The 16,321-nt window shown below is 46.0% G+C and carries 11 protein-coding genes and 1 tRNA gene; 7 read left to right on the top strand and 5 right to left on the bottom strand.

Annotation, left to right across the window (positions count from 1 at the left end; all coding sequences use genetic code 11):
* The first annotated feature begins 72 nt into the window (after positions 1–72).
* From ACUJFK_RS15065 to greA, 6 genes are all read left to right on the top strand, one after another.
* Positions 73–1,095 (top strand): SGNH/GDSL hydrolase family protein, encoded by a 1,023-nt coding sequence (locus tag ACUJFK_RS15065; RefSeq protein ID WP_445425352.1) that lies wholly within the window; start codon positions 73–75, stop codon positions 1,093–1,095.
* A 104-nt stretch (positions 1,096–1,199) separates the two neighbouring features.
* Positions 1,200–2,354: an iron-containing alcohol dehydrogenase gene (locus ACUJFK_RS15060; RefSeq protein WP_445425351.1), complete on the top strand. Its 1,155-nt coding sequence runs from the start codon at positions 1,200–1,202 to the stop codon at positions 2,352–2,354.
* 111 nt (positions 2,355–2,465) lie between these two features.
* The gene (gene dapB, locus ACUJFK_RS15055) at positions 2,466–3,275 is read left to right on the top strand and encodes a 4-hydroxy-tetrahydrodipicolinate reductase (protein WP_445425350.1); all 810 of its coding nucleotides are present in this window, start codon (positions 2,466–2,468) and stop codon (positions 3,273–3,275) included.
* 250 nt (positions 3,276–3,525) lie between these two features.
* The gene (carA, locus tag ACUJFK_RS15050; protein ID WP_306177617.1) at positions 3,526–4,656 is read left to right on the top strand and encodes a glutamine-hydrolyzing carbamoyl-phosphate synthase small subunit; all 1,131 of its coding nucleotides are present in this window, start codon (positions 3,526–3,528) and stop codon (positions 4,654–4,656) included.
* A gap of 30 nt (positions 4,657–4,686) precedes the next feature.
* A complete protein-coding gene (gene carB, locus ACUJFK_RS15045) occupies positions 4,687–7,908 on the top strand; it encodes a carbamoyl-phosphate synthase large subunit (protein WP_445425349.1) in 3,222 nt (1,073 codons plus the stop codon).
* Entirely contained in the window at positions 7,905–8,381 is a 477-nt protein-coding gene (gene greA, locus ACUJFK_RS15040) for a transcription elongation factor GreA (RefSeq protein ID WP_226751199.1), read from the top strand. The genes carB and greA overlap by 4 nt, the downstream gene beginning before the upstream one ends.
* A 101-nt stretch (positions 8,382–8,482) precedes the next feature.
* Here the strand turns inward: greA and ACUJFK_RS15035 are convergent, their stop codons facing one another.
* The 5 genes from ACUJFK_RS15035 to ACUJFK_RS15015 all read right to left on the bottom strand — a co-directional run bounded on the left by ACUJFK_RS15035 (position 8,483) and on the right by ACUJFK_RS15015 (position 13,472).
* On the bottom strand, positions 8,483–9,637 hold the full coding sequence (locus tag ACUJFK_RS15035; RefSeq protein WP_445425348.1) for an RNA polymerase sigma factor: 1,155 nt from the start codon (positions 9,635–9,637) through the stop codon (positions 8,483–8,485).
* 4 nt (positions 9,638–9,641) lie between these two features.
* On the bottom strand, positions 9,642–10,607 hold the full coding sequence (locus tag ACUJFK_RS15030; RefSeq protein WP_445425347.1) for an alpha/beta fold hydrolase: 966 nt from the start codon (positions 10,605–10,607) through the stop codon (positions 9,642–9,644).
* Between the two features lie 131 nt (positions 10,608–10,738).
* Positions 10,739–11,896, bottom strand: a complete 1,158-nt coding sequence (locus ACUJFK_RS15025) for a metalloprotease (RefSeq protein WP_445425346.1) — start codon at positions 11,894–11,896, stop codon at positions 10,739–10,741.
* A 100-nt stretch (positions 11,897–11,996) separates the two neighbouring features.
* Positions 11,997–12,070, bottom strand: a tRNA-Gly gene (locus ACUJFK_RS15020).
* A gap of 184 nt (positions 12,071–12,254) precedes the next feature.
* Positions 12,255–13,472, bottom strand: coding sequence for an FIST signal transduction protein (locus tag ACUJFK_RS15015; protein WP_445425345.1), 1,218 nt, complete (start codon positions 13,470–13,472; stop codon positions 12,255–12,257).
* A 169-nt stretch (positions 13,473–13,641) separates the two neighbouring features.
* On the opposite strand from ACUJFK_RS15015, the gene ACUJFK_RS15010 reads away from it, so the two are divergent.
* Complete coding sequence (locus ACUJFK_RS15010; RefSeq protein WP_445425344.1) at positions 13,642–16,320, top strand: DUF2339 domain-containing protein; 2,679 nt, start codon at positions 13,642–13,644, stop codon at positions 16,318–16,320.
* Position 16,321: the final 1 nt, after the last annotated feature.

Below are 16,321 nucleotides of genomic sequence, written 5' to 3'. Positions count from 1 at the left end.
GGGCACGGTAATTGCTTATTATTTGATCGCCTATTAGGGCTTATAATTAATATAATTTAGCAAGGACTCGGTATGACTCTACTCAATCTAAAAAAAATAAAGCAGTTAATCTTACTTCAGCTGATATTTGTTTTTGCACCGGTAAATGCGGCTATCATTTTTTCAGATGTATATATATTTGGTGATAGCTTATCAGATACAGGGAATACACGTGCGACAGTACCCCTGGGGACTTTTGGGCCGGTTGCCGCTTTAGCAGGTTATGGTCCTAATGGAAGATTTTCAAATGGGATACTTTGGCATGAGTATCTAAGTACCGATCTTGGTCTTCCAACTTCTCGCTCTACTACCGGTGGCAATAACTTTGCTTATGGTGGCGCTCAAATCAATAACGATACCGGTGTTTCAACGGGTGTTTTGAATCAATACCAACAATATCTTAATCGACTGGGTTCATCGCCATTTGACGCTGACGCTCTTTATATCGCTTGGGCGGGAGGTAACGATATGCGAGCATTAGTGGGCTCGGCAAATCCGTTCATGGCAGTTACCAGCGCGGTTAACAGATTCAAAGATATGTTGTCGGGTATGTTAGTTAATGGCGCAATGACATTATTAGTGCCTAATTTACCCAATCTAGGATTGATACCTGAGTTTGCTAAAACAAGTAACAGCTCATCTGGTACTGAGGTCTCAGTATTATGGAATACGTTACTAAATGATATGTTGATTGACTTAGCTAAAAGCTCCACAGCTGATATTTACATGCTCGACGTATATTCAATTTTTAGTAATCTTCTCAATGATCCCGCATCCGAAGGGTTTACCAATACTTCTGATGAATGTCGTTCTGTTACAGGTAGTTTTTTTCCTTCAGAGCGCAGCTGTTCAAACGCCAATCAATACTTATTTTGGGATGAAATTCATCCGACAACTGCGGCACATCGTGTTTTAGGAAAGGAGGCTTTTGTTTTATTGAACAGTGGTCAAACCGTTTATCAACAAGTACCTGAACCAGCAATGTTCTTTATTTTTGCTGGCTTTGTTTTACTGATGATCCGTAAAAATCAGTTTAAACTCAAAAATATTCATTAACATGGTACTGTTCACCCCACTTATTATCCGCTAAACCTTGAATCTGTGCAGTAACGCTCGCATTAACTTTGCTGCACATCATCTTGGTATTAGCGGAGTTCAACATGTTTAATTTTTCTTATCAAAATAGTACTCGTATTCTTTTTGGCCAAGATCAGATAAAGCAACTGGCAGAATTAATTACACCAGAGCAAAAAGTGTTGCTGTTGTATGGTGGTGGATCGATCAAAACCAATGGTGTTTATCAGCAGGTGACCGCAGCTTTGCAGGCTGCAGAGGTGATCGAGTTCTCAGGTGTTGAGCCTAATCCTAATTTTGAAACGTTAATGCGCGCCACCGATATTGCGCGTCGTGAGAAAATAGACATCATTCTAGCGGTGGGCGGGGGTAGCGTAATTGATGGCGCTAAATTTGTTGCAGCCGCCGCTTTATTTGAAGGTGATGCTTGGGATATTTTGGCAAAAGGCGCCAGCGTTGAGCAAGCGCTGCCGATTGGTTGTGTTTTAACGTTACCGGCCACCGGTTCTGAAAGTAATGGTAATTCGGTTGTCACGCGTTATGAAACCAAACAAAAATTAGCGTTTTCCAGCCCTTGGGTTTACCCACAGTTTGCCATTCTTGATCCTACCGTGACGTACAGTTTACCGCCGAAACAAGTGGCAAACGGTGTGGTCGATGCCTTTGTACATGTGATGGAGCAATATTTAACGTATCCGGTGAATGCTCCGGTGCAAGATCGTTTTGCAGAAGGGTTATTATTAACTTTAATTGCTGAAGGGCCCAAAGCACTGTCTGATCCACAAAACTATGCTGTGCGCGCCAATGTCATGTGGGCCGCAACGATGGCGTTAAATGGTTTAATTGGCCAAGGTGTACCGCAAGACTGGGCAACGCATATGATAGGCCATGAAATTACTGCTTTGTTCGGCCTGGATCATGCACAAACCTTAGCCATAGTGTTACCGGCTTTAATGCAACAGCAACGCAGTCAAAAGCGCGAAAAGCTGTTGCAGTATGCAACGCGGGTCTGGCAGTTACAGCATCAAGATGAAGAGCGTTTAATTGATGAAGCCATTAGTCATACGCGGTATTTCTTTGAGCGCATGGGGATACCGACGCGTTTAGCCGATTATGGCATACAAGCTGAAGCGATAGAGCAGTTAGTGAGCAAGTTAGTGCAGCACAACATGCTGGCCTTAGGCGAACATCAAGATATTACACCCGAGGTGTCTCGCCTTATTCTGCAACTTGCGCTGTAAGCCATTTCAAATAAAAGCCGTCTTTCATTTCAGGCGGCTACACTTCTTTCTTCTATCTGACGCTGTTTTTTGGTCTAATAGTCAATATTCAGATGAACAGCAGAGTAAGTGATGAGTACAATCGGTATTTTTGGCGCTAATGGCCGTATGGGGCGGGCGCTGGTCAGTGTCGCAAAAGAACAACAATTGTCTTTAACGGCAGCAACGGTACGCAGTGGCTCAGCGGTCTTAGGCCTGGACGCTGGCGAATTAAGCGGTTGTGGTGCTGTGGGGGTGCCAATAGAAGCGACTTCTGCAAACGCTGTAGCAAAAGCCGATGTATGGATCGACTTTACTATGCCTGAACCCATGTTAGCGCAATTACAACTCGCTGTGGCTGCAGGTAAAGCCATGGTCATTGGCGTGACCGGCTTAACGGATCAGCAGTATGCGCAAATCCAACAAGCCAGTCAGCATATCGCCATTGTTTGGGCCCCTAATATGAGTGTCGGCGTAAATTTAATGCTGCATTTAGCACAAACTGCCGCCAAGGTGATGGGGAATACAGCCGATATTGAAATTATTGAAGCGCATCATCGCTTTAAAAAAGACTCTCCTTCGGGTACGGCAATGGCCATTGGGGCAAGCATTGCGCGAAGTTTAGATCGCGATCTTGCCGAGGTTGCGGTGTATGGTCGCGAAGGCATGATTGGTGAGCGCTCACAGCAAACTATTGGTTTTGCTACGGTAAGAGGCGGTGACATTATTGGCGATCATACTGCACTATTCGCTGATATTGGTGAAAGACTGGAAATAAGCCACAAAGCTTCCAGCCGAAACACCTTTGCGCAAGGCGCACTGCGAGCTGCTTTGTGGTTGCAAAATAAACAGCCAGGACTTTATACCATGCAACAAGTGCTCGGATTGCCGCAGTTAGATTAAACTTTTGCGGCATTTAGCTGAAAATAATGTTAAAGGCTGTGTTTTTGTAAAATAACAAAAAAATCATGGCTAATTTCGCGCTGATAGCCTAAAATATCGAGGTTTGCCTGTAAGCAAAGAAATTATCTAGCTCGCGACTGATTCTTTGAAATCATTAGGCGAAGGCAAATACGGGTATCAGAATTTTAGGTCAAAACGGGTTGTAAAACGTTTGTGGTTTTCACCCGTTTTTTGCTGTTTGGAGGTTATTTTGACTAAGTCCGCCCTGCTCGTACTGGAAGACGGCACCGTATTTCACGGTACAGCCATTGGCGCCGAAGGAGTTTCTGTTGGTGAGGTAGTGTTTAATACCTCGATGACCGGGTATCAGGAAATATTAACTGATCCCTCTTATGCAGAACAAATTGTAACACTAACTTATCCTCATATAGGAAACACCGGAACGAATGAGGAAGATGAGGAATCCGGACAGGTATGGGCCAAAGGCCTTATTATCCGTGACCTCCCGCTGTTAGCCAGTAATTTCCGTAATCAACTCTCGCTTAGTCAATACCTTAAAAATCACAACATTCTCGGCATCGCCGACATCGATACTCGCAAACTGACTCGCATCCTTCGTGAAAAAGGCGCTCAAAATGGCTGCATCATGGCAGGTGATAATCTGGATGCCGCGGTTGCCTTGCAACAAGCAAAGGCTTTCCCAGGTTTAGCGGGGATGGACTTAGCCAAAGAAGTGACCGTTAAAGCCCCTTATCAATGGACTGAAGGCAGTTGGACTTTAGGTGAAGGCCACAAAACCATTACTGAACATCCGTTTCATGTGGTTGCTTACGATTTCGGTGTTAAACGCAACATTTTACGTATGTTAGCGGATCGTGGTTGTAAACTCACCGTTGTACCGGCACAAACACCGGCTGCTGAGGTGTTAGCGCTGAACCCAGATGGTATTTTTCTCTCGAATGGTCCAGGCGATCCAGCACCTTGCACTTACGCCATTGAGGCGATTAAAACCTTTTTAGAAACAGACATTCCGGTGTTTGGTATCTGTTTAGGTCATCAACTGTTGGCGTTAGCCAGTGGTGCGAAAACGGTCAAAATGGGCCATGGTCACCACGGTGCTAACCACCCAGTGCAAAACTTAGACACTCAGCGCGTGTTAATTACTGCGCAAAACCATGGTTTTGCGGTTGAAGAAGCCACCTTGCCGGCTAATTTACGCGCTACTCATAAATCGCTGTTCGACGGCACCCTGCAAGGGATCCACCGTACTGATAAAGCGGCATTTAGTTTTCAAGGTCATCCCGAGGCCAGCCCAGGCCCGCATGAAGCCTCTGAACTTTTTGACCATTTTATCAAGCTGATGCAACAACATCAGGCTTAAGCCGACACGAATTACGGAGACTGAGACGCAATGCCAAAACGTACCGATATAAAAAGTATTCTGATTTTAGGCGCTGGCCCGATCGTCATTGGCCAAGCCTGTGAATTTGACTATTCAGGCGCACAAGCCTGTAAAGCCTTAAAAGAAGAAGGTTATCGAGTTATTTTAGTTAACTCTAACCCCGCGACGATCATGACTGACCCAGAAATGGCTGATGCGACCTACATCGAGCCTATTCATTGGCAAGTGGTTGAAAAAATTATTGAAAAAGAACGCCCTTGTGCGGTACTGCCTACGATGGGCGGTCAAACTGCATTGAACTGCGCGTTAGAGTTAGAACGCCAAGGTGTTCTGGCCAAATATAACGTGGAAATGATTGGTGCTACCGCTGACGCCATCGATAAAGCGGAAGATAGAAATCGCTTTGATAAAGCGATGCGCTCAATTGGTTTAGCCTGCCCACGTGCCGGTTTTGCCCATTCCATGGAAGAAGCGTATCAAGTACTCGATGATATCGGTTTCCCTTGTATTATTCGCCCATCGTTCACAATGGGTGGCTCGGGCGGTGGTATTGCTTATAACCGCGAAGAGTTTGAAGAGATTTGTACCCGTGGTTTAGATCTGTCTCCGACCAAAGAGCTGTTAATCGACGAATCGTTGATTGGTTGGAAAGAATACGAAATGGAAGTGGTACGCGACAAAAACGATAACTGTATTATCGTTTGTGCCATCGAAAACTTTGATCCTATGGGTGTGCATACCGGTGATTCGATCACTGTGGCGCCAGCGCAAACACTGACCGACAAAGAATACCAAATTATGCGTAATGCATCGTTAGCGGTATTGCGTGAAATTGGCGTAGAAACGGGTGGTTCTAACGTACAATTTGGTATCAATCCGGCAGATGGCCGTATGGTCATTATTGAAATGAACCCACGGGTATCGCGCTCGTCGGCATTAGCTTCAAAAGCAACCGGTTTCCCTATTGCTAAAGTTGCCGCCAAGTTGGCTATCGGTTACACCTTAGATGAATTGGCTAACGACATTACGGGCGGGATTACGCCAGCTTCATTCGAGCCAAGTATCGACTATGTTGTAACTAAAATTCCACGTTTTAACTTTGAAAAATTCGCTGGTGCTAACGATCGCTTAACGACCCAAATGAAATCGGTTGGTGAAGTCATGGCGATTGGTCGCAACCAACAAGAGTCGTTACAAAAAGCGCTACGTGGTTTAGAGATTGGTGTATCGGGCTTAGATCCGATCATTGATATCAGTGCACCAGAAGCGAAAGAAAAAATCATTCGCGAATTACGTGAGCCTGGCGCGCATCGTATTTGGTATATTGCCGATGCGTTCCGTTTTGGTATGACCTTAGATGACATTTACAATCTAACCAAAATTGACCACTGGTTCTTAGTGCAAATTGAAGACTTAGTGAAAGAAGAACTGGCTCTAGGTACTGATGGCTATGCCGCCTTAGACGAAGCCCGTTTATCTCGCTTAAAACGCAAAGGTTTTGCTGACGCTCGTATTGCTGAAGTTTTAGGTGTGAGTGAAACCGAAGTGCGCAAAAAACGTTATAGCTACGGTTTACACCCAGTGTACAAGCGGGTAGATACCTGTGCCGCGGAGTTTGCCTCTAACACCGCTTATATGTACAGCACCTATGATGAAGAGTGTGAATCGGCACCTACCGATCGTGAGAAAATCATGATTATCGGTGGTGGGCCAAACCGTATCGGCCAAGGTATCGAATTTGATTACTGTTGTGTGCATGCGGCTTTAGCGTTACGCGAAGACGGTTACGAAACCATTATGGTCAACTGTAACCCAGAAACCGTTTCAACCGATTATGACACCTCAGATCGTTTGTATTTTGAATCTATCACCTTGGAAGACGTGCTGGAAATCGTACGCAAAGAACAGCCAAAAGGGGTGATTGTGCAATACGGTGGCCAAACGCCATTGAAATTAGCCCGTGCCTTAGAAGCTAACGGAGTGCCAATTATTGGTACTTCGCCAGACGCGATAGACCGTGCTGAAGACCGTGAGCGCTTCCAACAAGCCGTCACTCGTTTAGGCTTAAAACAGCCTAAAAACGTCACGGTAACGAGTTTTGATGAAGCGATCGCTAAAGCACCAGAAATCGGTTATCCGATGGTGGTTCGTCCGTCTTATGTTCTAGGTGGCCGCGCCATGGAAATCGTTTATGACGAGCAGGATTTACGCCGTTATATGAACGAAGCGGTAAGCGTATCAAATGACTCGCCAGTCTTATTAGATAACTTCTTAGATGATGCGATTGAAGTCGACATTGATGCCATTTGTGATGGTAGCGAAGTGATTATCGGCGGCATTATGGAACACATCGAGCAAGCCGGTGTGCATTCGGGCGATTCTGCCTGTACCTTACCACCACACAGCTTATCGCAAGCCATTCAAGATGTGATGCGCGAGCAAGTGAAAAAGCTGGCGTTAGAGTTAGGCGTAGTCGGCTTAATGAATACCCAGTTTGCGGTTAAAGATAACGAAGTTTACTTAATTGAAGTGAACCCACGAGCTGCACGTACCGTACCTTTCGTTTCTAAAGCAACGGGTGTCGCTATTGCTAAAGTGGGTGCACGCTGTATGGCGGGTAAGTCGTTAGCCGAGCAGGGTATCACCAAAGAAATTATTCCACCGTTTTTCTCAGTGAAAGAAGTGGTGATCCCGTTTAACAAATTCCCAGGTGTCGATCCTATTCTTGGCCCTGAGATGCGTTCAACAGGTGAAGTGATGGGCATTGGCGATACGTTCGCCGAAGCCTTTGCTAAAGCTGAGTTAGGCTGTGGCACGCTGATTCCAACGGGTGGCCGTGCCTTGCTTTCTGTACGTGACAGCGATAAAGTGCGCATCGTTGAACTGGCTAAACTAATGGTTGAATCGGGTTTCGAGTTAGATGCCAGTGGTGGTACAGCTAAAGCATTAGCGGATGCGGGTATTCCATGTCGAGTTGTTAACAAGGTATTTGAAGGTCGGCCGCATATGCTTGACCGTATCAAAAACGGCGAGTATAGCTATATTGTTAACACCACTGAAGGTCGTCAGGCGATTGAAGACTCTAAAGTACTGCGTCGCGGTGCCTTACAGCACAAAGCGAACTACACTACGACCTTGAATGCCGCCTTTGCTACTGTCAAAGCGAATGCTGCCAGTGCCTTTGCTAACGTAAATTCTATTCAGGAATTGCATAAGAGAGTAAACGGATGAGCTTAATTCCAATGACAGTGCAAGGCGCAGAAGCGCTGCGCATTGAACTGAATGAGTTAAAAAGTGTAAAACGGCCTGCGGTAATTCAAGCTATCGCTGAAGCACGTGCGCACGGCGATTTAAAAGAAAACGCCGAATATCACGCGGCTCGCGAACAGCAAGGTTTTATTGAAGGGCGTATTCAGGATATTGAAGGCAAATTATCCAATGTGCAGATCATCGATGTCACTAAGTTGCCTAACACGGGTAAAGTGATTTTCGGTTCAACGGTAACCATTCTTAATCTGGAAACAGAAGAAGAGATGACTTACCGTATTGTGGGTGATGATGAAGCGGATATAAAAAATAATCTGATTTCAGTTAATTCACCGATTGCACGTGGTTTAATTGGCAAAGTAGCTGATGACGTAGCGAATATCACTACGCCTAAAGGCGTGGTTGAATTTGAAATTGTTGACGTGAAATACTTGTAATAACGCGACAACTCACTTGAGACAACCCTGTTGTCTCAAACGTAAAAACGCCAGCATCTTCGCTGGCGTTTTTGTTTCTAACGGCTAACTGACTGCCATGTTTAACCGAAAAACCAGCGGCCATTTTTGATCAGGCCAGCAATTAAGCCGGCAAAACCAGCAGTTGTTCCACCAAGCATCCCAAACCAGCACCAGAACAGATTGTTGCGATACTGCCGTTTTGTTTTTTTACTCTGCGCTGCTTTTGCCAACAAGCGTGGTTTAATCGTTTGCCATACTCGAACTTGTAAATACGCCACGCCGGTCATAAAAAGGCCAAAGGCCAGCAGCAATGCTATGGCGCCGGTGGTAAATTCGTATGCTGCAGCCAGTAATAAGCCTGAGAGGCCAACCCAAACCAAAGCCTGATTGCGATAACGTAATAAGCGATTACGCTCGTTATCGCTGGCGGCGTTTTTTAGTGGCGCGCGCATGCCCAGCACCACACCAAGCATGCCGCCGAACGCGCCAAGTAGTGCTCCACTCAATAGCCAGCCAAACTTTGCTAAGCCGCTGCTGTGTGCTGTCATGGCACTTGCGGTCGCGGCAGCTGCAGGTGGGCTACCGATCAGTAAAGCACTGATGATGGCGCTAGTTAAGCCGATGTTTGGCGCCGTGCTTAAAATCAGCTTACCGTAACGGTTTAGTAGCTGTGTTTTTAACAACTCACGTACCCGTTGTAGCTTTTTACGTACGCTATTTTCGGTTATGCCTAGTAACGCCGCGACCTGCTGGCTATTTTGCTCTTCCCGATAAAACAGCAGTACAATTTCACGACTTTCATTCGGTAGTTCGGCTAAAAACTCTCGGATAATATCGGCTTGCTCGTCGCGAAGTAACTCTTCATCGGGAAAGGTGTCACTAGCAAAAGCGGCGAGCAAGGTTTCGGCTTTTTCACCACGTTCTATACGATGATCTTGCCGTTCGCGCAAATAGCTATAAGCACGGTAGCGCGTAATTTGACGAAGCCAAGGCAAAAAACTGGTGGTGTTTTGTAAGCTACGCAGCTGCTGCCAAGCTGCAATAAACACTTGCTGGCAAATATCCTCACTGGCATCCAAGTCTTTCACAATGGCTAAGGCAATGCTGCTGACACTGTTTTGGCAGCGCTGAATTAATCGACCAAAAGCCTGCATATCACCTGCGATTGCGGCCATCACATCAGGCTGTAATTGTTGTTCTAGAGTGTTTTGTGGGCTCAATTGTGCATGGTGCATGCCATTACTCCTTTAATGCCACACGCAGCTGAGCGATAAACCAATCGGGTTCATCCAGCATGATAAAATGGCGACTGTCAGTATTCATCAGTAGTTTTGCATTAGCAATAGACTCAATTTGTTGTTGGTACAGTGCAGCTGCCAGCACTTGCTGATCCGGTGCTAGCGCTCCACTGGCGCCAAATAAGTAGACTTGGCTTGTTATTGCTGTCACTTGCGGTCGTAAATCGGTGGTTAATAGTTCATACATAGCTTGGCCGACTGTCTGGCTATCCGAGGCCGCGGCCATGTCCAGCACTAATTTTTGATGTTCTGCAGACCTCGCCTGAATAGCGATGCCTTGTGTTGCAACGGCTTTTAATTGTGCGCTAGAAAGTTGTTGATAGTAGGCTTTTAATTGCAGTGCTTGTGCTTGTGCTTGCATGTCGGCCACTTGCGTTGCTGAGTTGCGGCTAAAAATCGGCGCGATATAAGGCAAACCATCTACCGCGATAACTGTGCCAATCTGCTTCGGAGCAGAACTTGCCAGTGAAAAAGCGAGAAAAGCGCCTAGGCTATGGCCAATCACTGCTGGCTGTTGCAGTTGCTGCTCGGTCACATAACCCAACAGCTCTTGCTGCACTTTGGGTAAAAACTTACCATCCAAAGTGCTAGGCGTACCAGCAAAACCGGCTAAGCTAATCAGATGTAATTGAAAATCGGCTTGCAAGGCGCTAACTGTGCTTTGCCAAACACGGCGGTCCGACATTAAACCGGGAATGATTAAAACCGGTTTACCTTGTCCTACCACCTCAACGGTAAAACTTACCCTCGGTTGCGGTTGCTCAATCGCTTTGATTTGCGGTGCTATCGCACCACCTACAATGGTTAGGACAATGGCAAAGTAGGTCCAAAAGCTTGGTTTGTTTTGCTGAGTTTTTTTGGCAATGCTGTCGGTAGCGTTTTGGTTTGTGTGCTGTGGTGCGTTCATGATAAATCCTTAGTTAGTGGTGATGACCTAACTAAGTCGCATCAACCTCAGCAGCTGTGACAAATTAATTTAATTATTTTTTAATAAACGCGATAACGTGTCTTACCGCGTTTCAGATAGGGTTGTGGTATTTAGCTGGAAATAAAAATCAGGGGTAAATTTGTTCCTGGGATCCCGCTATCTGCCATGATGGTTGATAGCCACAGTAACACAGCTAATAAACATAGATAACTGACAATGGTTATTAATATGCCTGTATTACTCATAGGTAAAACGTTTTTTGCTTGTTCATCTGCTTCAAACCATAAATCCAGCGTACCGAGTAGGCCAAACAGCATTAAAAGATAAAAACCAAAGTACCATGCGGCGAATGACAAACTGCCAGTAAAAAATAATAACGCTAGTTTGGCTGCTTTTCCGTTACGGCTATAGACAGCCACCTGGATGACGCGCCCCCCATCTAATGGCACCATGGGCAATAAGTTAAATAGGTTAAGTAATAAACTGATGGTAGCAAATGATGCTAAGGCGGTATGTTGCGTTTCAAGCCAAAGCCCGTAAGCGATGACGGCACCTAAGGTACCAAAAGCCGGGCCGGCAATGGCAATCTTAAAGTCTTGCCAACGACTGGTCGCGCGTTCACTGATCGCAACGCCGCCAACAAAGGGCAGTAAATAGACCCCTTTAACCTTAAGGCCTGAGCGCTTCATCGCATAAACATGGCCATACTCGTGAATAATTAATGCGGCAATTAAGCCTACAGCAAATTCTAGATTAAATAGCCAAGCCCAGCCAGCAAGAGATGTACCGGCTAGCGCAGCCTTTATCGCTCCCGCACTTTTTGACAGCTTAACTAACACTAAACCGATAACGAAAAAGGGTTTAAACCCTTTTTTTAGCAAAGAAGGGGTGGTTGATTGTTGCACTTCAATCTGCTCATTAAGCGCTGACGTTTGCTCAGCTTGTGCGGATACTTTTTCAGCGGATGAAAGTTTGCTTTCTAACTTGTGCAGCCATGCAGGTGGCCTAGCGACCGTTTCACCTTCGCACAATAATGTTTCAGGTGTTTTTAGCCAGTAATGCACCTGGTTATTTCGTATGACTAGCTTGAAGTGCAAGCGCACTGGGCCATGTTTAGGGCACAAAAAACGGTGATCGTAGCTATGACTTAATAACGCTCGCCCTTCAGAGACAAGAACACCATTGCGCCAGACTTGCTCTTTACCAAAGTTATTTCCTTTGATCAGATAATGGTCTTGGTCATGGCAGAATTCAAATAGCGTTTGCATATTTAATGTTAAAAAATGGTAATTAATATGCGCAGTTTAGCAGCGAGGGGTAGAAAAGTCAGGCTGGCTTGGTTAAAAATATCGCTCAGTGAGCAAGGCGTGGAGCGGGTGGCGGGAATCGAACCCGTGTCTAAACCTTGGGAAGGTCTCATTCTACCATTGAACTACACCCGCGCTCTGTTGTTAAATTATAACTGCTAAGACCTGAAGTCAACTGCTATAAAGTGTGTTTTACCTCGTCGGCTGCTGCATCGATGGCCGTTGCAACCCACCAAAAAAGACGTACTTTAGCTGCGAAAAGACGCTTAAATTAAGTGCTTAGCCTGCTCCATCTAAGTGACTCACCTGTCTACCCGCCTTAATTCGGCGTGGTTAAAATCACGAGCACACCACTCCAATCTAGGCTACGGCTTTTATTACCGATAGGCGCGATTTCAACGCCGGTGTAAATACCCAGTAAAGGGATCTTTGCTGCGGTTAACTGTTGCTGCAGTTCGCGCGCTTCTTGCGGGGTGGCTATGCGCCCAGCGCAATCAAAATACAGGGCTACAATAGGAGTGTGTTGGTCTTGTTTGATTTGCTTGAGCAAGGCACGAGTTTGTTTAGCGGTTTGCGCAACAATATGCTGTGGATCGCGCTGCATAATCTGAATTTGCATGCCTTCACGAAAATCTGGTTCAAATAATATTATCCCTTCATCATTTGGCAGTATGCCATTGATGAGGCGTGTAACATAAGAAGAACTGTCATCTGGCTTGCAAGAAGTTGCGCCATTAAAGCCTAAGGCTAGTTCGGTCACCGGTGTTTGCTTACGCCAATGTGAGCTACCGGTTACCCGATCGATAACTTGGGTAACGGGCTCATCGTTTAATTGATACAGAAATTGTTCAAAAATCTTGGTAATGGTAAAACGCTCAGCACTGAGCGGTGAACACCCATGCATATTGCTGATATAGGGTTTAACATGGCCGCTGATCAGTAAAGCGGTCGCGAGCTGGCTTTGCACTTGTGCATCGTAAAACAATTTAGTGGAGCTAAATTCTTGATCGGCGAGTAAGCCGGCGCCTGCAATAGGGACCTTTATGGGTAAAGTGTTATAGAGGCCTTTAAGTATTGGACGTGAAGCATTTAATATGGCTGGATTTTGCAAATTACCGGCGTAACGCACTGAATCAAAAAATAACAGGAGGAGAGCAGGTGATACAACTTGTTGCAGTTTCGCCCCTAACTGTTGCCCCGCTAAAAACGGGTTCTGGGCGATCAGCTCTGAGCAAGCACGGCTAAATGTAATATTGTCGTTATCCGATACTATTGCTAATGCAGCAGCGGGAGCTCCTTCAATCATAATCTGATCGTGGCTGATAATACCTGCAGCTGAACCTCCCAAGATGATGGTATCTGTGCCGCAGACTAATCGGGCGCCATCTAATAAGCGTTGATAATCAGTTTTTGCTGTGCAGAACAGCAGTAGAAGCTGTGCAGAAGAACGGCCAGTTTGAGCAATAGCTTGACGAGCAAGTTGTTGGCCTGCGGCAAAAGCCGCATTGGTCTGAGAGAACGCAATCCCTGCGAACATAGTCTAATCCTTTTGTTACAAAACATTCATTATTACGTAAGCGATGAAAAGCTAGCTCACTGTTCAGTATAGAATATTTCTGTAAATAGATTGTATCATTAGTAATGATATATTGGTAATTCGGCGAAACTCCCTTATGCTAAGTAAAAATGTGTTGATGGTCTGAGCTATGTTTGAATTGTTGGCGGTTATATTGGTGCTTTCCGTAATTGTTGGCACCTTTTGTGGCTTTATCGCTTTAGTTCGGCTTAGCGGCTTAGAAGCTCAAATGAGAGTGCTGCAACAGCGTATACAGCAATTGCAAGCAGAGTCAAAACACCTACATACCCGCTCAGAGGGGGCTGCTGTTAATGCTAATGCCTCTCAGGTCGACGCTTCACTGCCATCTTCTGCTGCCCCAGCAAACCCCCTAACAGATACCGTCATAGCAGCACAAATGGTAGAGCCTAACACGGCAACAACAACTGTTTCTCCGGCAGCGTTCGTTGCTATCAGTAAGCAACATGCAGAGCCGACAGAGCCGGTTAAACCCAAAGCAGAGGCAAGCCAATGGCTAAGTTGGTTAGAGCGGCAGTTTATTGATCGGGGCATGGTTTGGTTGGGTGGGGTGGCTTTGGCATTTGGCGGTATTTTTTTAGTTCGGCATTCGTTAGACGCGGGTTGGTTTTCTCCAGAGTTACGCGTGTTTAGTGGTATTAGTTTAGGCCTGTTACTCTTAGTGGTAAGTGAGTGGCTGCATCAGAAAAAACAGTTAAGTCAGGTTTTAGAAAACTACATTCCTGCGGCATTAGCTAGCGCAGGCTTTGTGACCTTGTATGCGGTGCTATTGATGGCTCAGCATTTTTATCAGTTGATCAGCCCAACACTGGCGTTTGCTTTACTGGCTTTAGTCGCGCTTTGCGCGTCTTGGTTTTCTTTACGACAAGGGCCTATCTTAGCAGTGATCGGCATTGTTGGAGGATACGCAGTACCAATTTTAGTGTCACCGGGTGGCAATAATTGGTTAGCACTGTTGTTATACATTGCCTTAATTACAACGTCGTCGTTATTGGTTGAACGCAGGGTACAACGTTTTTGGTTATGGTTAATAACGGTTGTGGCACATTGTGGCTGGTTATTGTTGGCAATTACACAAGCTGGCGCAAACAACATCACCGTGCTGTGGGCTGCCTTATTACTTAGCTTTATTGGGATGGTTGCCTTACCTCGCTTAGGCTGGCCGTTACGCTGGCAAAACGCGGTGTTACCGATGCGGCAATGGTGGCCGCTATTGCGCGAACACTATCTTGGCGTCGTGTTACTAGCCTTTGCAGTGGTGCTGCAACTGCAGTTTAGTAGTTACAGCCATCTGTGGTCTTGTGTGTTGTTAGTCAGTGTTTTATATGCGGCAGCCTTGAGTGAAAATCGCTCTGAGCTGTGGTTATGGGCGGCGGCGTTGCTGGCATTGGTTTGGCTATTACTGGGGCCTGCACTTAATGCTGACAACTTTAGCTGGACGGACGGCATACTCTTTAATTGGCAGTCATGGGTGTTGCTGCTGACAATACCTGCGGCCTTTGTTAGCGTGCTACTGCCAGCAAGACAACATTGGGCGGCTTTTTTAGCCATCGCACCGATACTATTTCTGGCCGTGTCTTATCAATTAGTGCCGAGTACACTGCAACCGTTAATTCAATTAGGTTGGATGCTATACGGCGCATTGTTAGTGATCCTTCAAAGTATTCTAGCGAAACAGGCAGCAAGTAAAGCGTTGGCTTTTATTCATGCGGCTGGCGCTAACCTCGCGTTAAGTTGGTGTTTTAGCTTATACCTGTCGGCAGCTGCTTTCACGGTAGCTATGGCGTTACAGTTAGTTTTCATTACACAATTAAGCGTTAAACAACGTTTTCCTGTCCCGTCTTGGCTGATCAAGGGGATGGTCGCCTTTGTCTTATTACGTCTTACTTCAGCCCCATTGTTGGGCAGTTATGAAGGCGTCAGTATTCTGGGCTTGCACTGGTCATTGATCGTCTATCCGCTGGTGTTAGCGAGTTTTGGCCTTGCAACCTGGTTATGGCGGCATAGCAGCTTGCGTGGTTGGCTCGAAGGGGCTTGCTTGCAGTTAACGGCGTTATTCGTCACGGTGCAAACGCAATTAGGGTTGCATCCGGGGGCGCTTGATTTTTCTGTTATAGATTTTTACAGTCTAGCGTTACACAGCGCTAATTGGTCTATTTTAGCTTGGGTCTATCAGTGGCGCAGTTATCGGGCCGCGAGCATGCAAACTTTATATCGTTTTGCCGCAGGCTGTTTAGTGGTACTGGTGTTATTTACGCAACTGACCTTGAACGTAAATTATAACCCCTTGCTAAGTGCACAAGACGTAGGGCAGTGGCCGCTACTGAATTGGCTATTCATATTGTGGGCCGTGCCTGCCTTGTGTGCAGCGGGTTTAGCTAACATGCCGCTGCCGCAGCGTTATCGACCTACTGGCTATTATGTGGCTGCGGCCGGTTTGCTGTTGTACCTACTGAGTTCGGTACGGCAGTTTTGGCAAGGGTCACAAATTACCTTAGGTTTAGCCACCAGTAACGCAGAACATTATAGTTATTCTTTAGTGTTGGTGTTAACGGCGGCGGGGCTAATTGTGCTGGCGCAATGGCGTGTTTGGGGCATGCTGCGTAAAGTGGGGTTCTTATTGCTCAGTGCAGCGGTCATTAAAGTATTTGTGTTTGATTTAAATGAGCTGCAAGGTTTATTCCGTGCGGCATCATTTATGGGGTTAGGGTTAAGTTTAGTGTTGTTAAGTGCTATGTTTCAGCGCTTGCAGCAAAAAATGCTTGATCGGCAAGCCCATGCCACAGAATAAG

Source organism: Alishewanella sp. HL-SH06, from assembly GCF_052656265.1.
This window is presented reverse-complemented; position numbering and strand designations above follow the sequence as displayed.

Coding starts and splice junctions, on each gene's coding strand:
- ACUJFK_RS15065 (WP_445425352.1), top strand. CDS start 73: ATGACTCTACTCAATCTAAAAAAAATAAAGCAGTTAATCTTACTTCAG.
- dapB (WP_445425350.1), top strand. CDS start 2,466: ATGAGTACAATCGGTATTTTTGGCGCTAATGGCCGTATGGGGCGGGCG.
- ACUJFK_RS15030 (WP_445425347.1), bottom strand. CDS start 10,607: ATGAACGCACCACAGCACACAAACCAAAACGCTACCGACAGCATTGCC.
- ACUJFK_RS15060 (WP_445425351.1), top strand. CDS start 1,200: ATGTTTAATTTTTCTTATCAAAATAGTACTCGTATTCTTTTTGGCCAA.
- ACUJFK_RS15035 (WP_445425348.1), bottom strand. CDS start 9,637: ATGCACCATGCACAATTGAGCCCACAAAACACTCTAGAACAACAATTA.
- ACUJFK_RS15025 (WP_445425346.1), bottom strand. CDS start 11,896: ATGCAAACGCTATTTGAATTCTGCCATGACCAAGACCATTATCTGATC.
- ACUJFK_RS15010 (WP_445425344.1), top strand. CDS start 13,642: ATGTTTGAATTGTTGGCGGTTATATTGGTGCTTTCCGTAATTGTTGGC.
- ACUJFK_RS15015 (WP_445425345.1), bottom strand. CDS start 13,472: ATGTTCGCAGGGATTGCGTTCTCTCAGACCAATGCGGCTTTTGCCGCA.
- carB (WP_445425349.1), top strand. CDS start 4,687: ATGCCAAAACGTACCGATATAAAAAGTATTCTGATTTTAGGCGCTGGC.
- greA (WP_226751199.1), top strand. CDS start 7,905: ATGAGCTTAATTCCAATGACAGTGCAAGGCGCAGAAGCGCTGCGCATT.